General features: G+C 56.7%; 1 protein-coding gene. It reads left to right on the top strand.

From position 1 onward, the window contains the following. A partial coding sequence (locus tag Q8Q08_06805; protein MDP2653724.1) for a hypothetical protein occupies positions 1-5,059 on the top strand: 5,059 nt, incomplete at both ends.

Here is a 5,059-nt window from a genome sequence, read left to right as displayed (position 1 = left end):
CCACCATTACCACGCTTACAAGCGACGCTTTGACGTTCGGGACCAGCCTGGTCATTGATACTCACACCTTTGACTCATTCTCGGCTGACGACACCCTGGACAGCGCCGCGTTCACCACCGCGTTCAACAACCTCCTGAACTCCACCTCGACCCTGGACCTGACCACCCTTGCCGCCGGCACGCTCAACCTGTCCGGGGGCTCCATTACCAACTACTTTGGCACGGCCTGCACCGGGAACGACTTCCTGCAGGACATTGCCGACAACGGCGCGTTCTCCTGCGCCACGGCCACCGGCTCGGGTTCAGGCTCCAACTGGCTGTTTGGGACAGACCAGACCTTCATCGCCCCGTCCACCACGGTCGGGGTCATTGTGAGCGCCTCCTCCACCATTACCACGCTTACAAGCGACGCTTTGACGGTCGGGACCAGCCTGGTCATTGATTCTCAAACCTTTGACTCCTTCACGGATGACGCCACCCTGGACAACAACTCCGGCGATTTGCGCGTGGTGGACGTGACCTGCACGGATTGTCTCAACGCCACGGAGATTGAGGACATCTTTCTCCTTAACGCGGGCGACACGGCGACCGGCCTGATGATTCTGCCGGACCTGCGCGCGGCCACGCTGAACTCCACCTCCTCTTTAATTGATACGCTCACTTTGCTCAATGACCTGGGCGTGACGGAGGGCGGCACCGGCGCCTCCACCCTGACCGGCGTGGTGTTCGGCACCGGCACCGCGGCCCTGACCGGGACCACGACCCTGGCGGTCAACAACGGCGGCACGGGCGCCGCGGACTTCACCCTGGGGGCCTGGCTCCTCGGGGGCGGCACCAGCCCGATCACCGCCACCACCACCCTGGACAGCGCCGCGTTCACCACCGCGTTCAACAACCTCCTGAACTCCACCTCGACCCTGGACCTGACCACCCTGCAGACCGGCACGCTCAACCTGTCCGGGGGCTCCATTACCAACTACTTTGGCACGGCCTGCACCGGGAACGACTTCCTGCAGGACATTGCCGACAACGGCGCGTTCTCCTGCGCCGCGGCCACCGGCTCCAACTGGCTGTTTGGGACAGACCAGACCTTCATCGCCCCGTCCACCACGGTCGGGGTCATTGTGAGCGCCTCCTCCACTTTTGACTCCACCCTGCGGGTCAACAACACCCTGACTCTCAACCAAGCATCGGCCAGCACCAACGGTCTGATCATCAATGCAAGCGCTTCTCCCACAGCCAATCTTCTGGAATTGCGAGACTCTTCCGGCCTCTTCCTCTCCGGCTTTACCGGAGCAGGGGGGCTGCTGATGAATATTGCCTCATCGACGGCACTTAACATTCAAGATGGATCAGGGAACCCGATTTTTACAGTTGATACCACCCAAGCTTCGGCCAATTCCGGTATAGATATTACCGCCGGCGGGGCGCAAACCGGCAATCTTTTGAGTTTATATTCTGTTGCCGATTCCTTCCTGTCCGGTTTCACCGCGTCAGGCGGTCTTCTCATGAATATCGCCTCCTCCACAGCCCTGGAACTTCAGAACGGTTCCGGCTCCAGTTTGTTCCGTGTCGGTACAGGCCTTGGACTCTCCGGAGTAAGAGCAACCTCAACGGCGGATACCGTCCTGCGCTTATCTAACGGCAGCGGAACGAATGATATTTTTAATCTGTACGACAATGCTACTCAAGTTTTCCGCGTCGGCGACGGTGGTTTCCTTAGCGCCTCTTCCACTGTCGTCTCCGGTAATTTCCTCACCGCTTCTTCTTCTTTGATCACTTCCGGGGACATGATCAAACTCGTCATCAACTCCTCCAACTTCACCGGCAATGTCTTCAATGTCCTCGATGACGGCGGGACGGCCATCTTCCAGATGCCGGACGGAGCAACAGCCACGACCACGCTCAACACGGGTCTGAATGTCGACGCCGGCACCTTTGCCATCAACGCCAATGAGAACCGGGTGGGGATCGGCACTGATTCCCCCTCGACCACCCTCGGGGTCCTGGGCGACACGCGTTTGAACGGGGCAGTCACCATCACCGGCGGACTGACCCTAAACGCCATCACCGGCTCGGCCCAGTGTCTGAACGTGGACACGAACGGGCTGGTCTCCGGCACGGGTACTGCCTGTACTGCGGCCGGCTCATCCGGGGCCTGGCAGACCTTCAATGGCACCAATGTCCTGACCCCGACCTCGACTGGCGCGGCCATTTTGGTCAATGCCGCCTCCTCCACGATTACCAACCTCGTTGTTGCCGATTCCCTCGTTGGCGCGGGGTTCACATCAGCCTTTGATGACAGACTGAATGCCACGACCACTCTGGACCTGACCACCCTACAGATCGGCACGGATTCCGCCATCACGGACATCACCGGCACGGGCCTGGTCATCACGGCCGGGGCCCTGTCGGTGGCGGACAACTATCTCCTGAACACCGGGGATACGGGCGCGGGCTTGTACGTGTTCTCGGATCTGCGCTCTGCCACGCTGAATGCCACGACCACGAATGTCGACATCCTAAACGCCCTGTCCGCCGTTGCCTCCTCGACCATTACTCATTCATTGGTCATTGACGCCACCACTCTGGTCGTTAACGCCAACGAGAACCGGGTCGGCATCGGCACTGATTCCCCCTCGACCACGCTCGGGGTCCTGGGCGACACGCGTTTGAACGGGGCAGTCACCATCACCGGCGGGCTGACCCTAAACGCCCTCACCGCAGGTTCCCTATTTTTTGCTGGAACCGGCGGGCTGCTTTCCCAGGACAACGCCAACATCTTTTGGGATAATACAGACAAGAGACTATTGGTTGGGCCGCGAACCGGCTTCAATGCAAACGCGCAGTCCTACGTGGATGCCTCAAAGCATTCGCTGGCTATACTAAAGACCAGCACGGATGTTTTCACAGACGGTATTGGCGCGACTGTCCAAGATTCTACGACTGATTTAGGCACTGGATTATACGGCCACTTTGAGGACGTCCATGAAAGCGGGACTCGTATTTTAGCAAATGGTATCTATGGCGATATTACTGTCAACACTGCGGCCGGCGCAATTACCACAGATGCAGCCGGAGTAATTAGTCAGGCATTTCACGTGGGGGCCGGAACTACAGCCAACCTTGCGGGTTTCATCTCGTATCCAAATAGCCGCACTACCGGAACAGTAGATAATAACTACGGAGTCTGGATAGGGGACCAAGGTGGTGTAGGCACAAACAACTACGGCCTGAAGATTAGCGACCAAGCTGTAGGGGCAACCAACTGGGCCATTAAGACGGGCACGGGAAAGGTGGAGTTCGGCGACGTTGTCGGCATCGCTTCCTCCACTCCCTGGGGTCTTCTCTCGGTGGAGATGGGCACCACCAACCCATCGTTTGTGGTTTCAAACACCGGCTCCTCCACGCCCGCCTTTTATATCGGTGGTGTGAATCAGAACGGCTTCGTCGGCATCGGGACGGCGAGTCCTGGAGCGCAATTGGAACTCGGAGGAACAGGTCAAGCAGTCACCAACAATTACGGACTCCTCGTGGATGATAAAACCGCTGGGACGAATAATTGGAATATATACAGTGGACCAACTTATACCACTTTTAATGCAAGTAGTCAGACTTTTGCTAAATTGGTAAAGAATACATTTGCTGCACTTAACACAGACGGTACTGTTACCTCAACAGTCCTGGGCGCAGTGAACCAATCCAATGTAAATTCTGGAAATCATTATGCGGCCTACTTTCAATCTGAAGGAACGAATACCACTGGGACAATGCCCGCGGTTAAAGGATTTGCATCTGAAGCTGTATATTCTGGCGCAGGTGGAATCACCACCTTAGAGGGCGGAATTATCGGCGCTTATACTTATGGTTCTGCGGGAGATGTAGGAAGTATGATTGGTAGTGAACACTACATTGCTCACCAGTCGGCAAGTACAGTATCCAATGCCTATGTATCATATATTGATCCCGGAACCAATACGGGGGGCGGGACAATTGATAATCTTTATGGACTTTATGTCGACGACCAAACCGCCGGGACGAATAATTGGGCCATCAAGACAGGTTTAGGCAAAGTCGAGTTCGGTGATCAAATTATGGCTTCGTCTTCGGCTATTACCTCGGGCAATTTCTTTACTGCTTCCACCTCGGCCCTTACCACAGGGGACATGATGAAGCTCGTCTACAACGCCTCCAGTTTCACGGGCAATGTCTTCAATGTCTTAGCTGACGACAACTCAACCTTGATCTTTAGAATGCCGTCCTCGGCCACGGCCACGACAACTCTCAATACTGGCCTGAACATTGACGGCGGAACATTCGCCATCAATGCCAATGACAACTTCGTGGGGATTGGCACGGCTTCCCCCTCGACCACGCTCGGGGTAATAGGCACGACGCGTCTGAATGGCGCCACCACCATCACCGGCGGGCTGACCCTAAACGCCATCTTGGGCTCGGCCCAGTGTCTGCAGGTTGATAGCAACGGGCTCATCTCCGGTTTCGGGGCAGGTTGCACCGCCGCCGGTTCCCCGGGCGCGTGGGAGACCCTCTTCACCAACGCCATTACTCCAACCACCACCACTGCCGGCATCTTTGTAAGAGCCTCTTCCACTTTTGACTCCACCCTGCGGGTCAATGGGGCGTTTTCCGCTACCTCGCCGACAGCCTCTTCCACACTCACACACTCGCTAGTGGTGGATAGCTCGACTCTGGTGGTGAACGCCAATGAGAACCGGGTCGGCATCGGGACGGCGAGCCCTCTCCAGAAACTCCACGTCAAAGGCGCTGGAGAGTTTGAAAACGGCGGAGTTGCCACTGATGGAGACCAGATTATCTTTACTACTTCCGCGGCTCCGGCAAACTATGAGCACGTAATCAAGACTTCCCACGCCGCAGGATCAAACAGTCTTAATTGGATGAAATTTTCAATATCTGATGGTGCCGACGCATTAGTGGATACTTTGACTCTTACAGGCGATGGATACGTCGGTATCGCTTCCACCACTCCCTGGGGTCTTCTCTCGGTGGAGATGGACACCACCAACCCATCGTTTGTGGT

It is taken from the genome of Candidatus Omnitrophota bacterium (genome assembly GCA_030688425.1).
Taxonomy (GTDB): Bacteria; Omnitrophota; Gorgyraeia; order Zapsychrales; family JANLHA01; genus JAUYIB01.
This window is presented reverse-complemented; position numbering and strand designations above follow the sequence as displayed.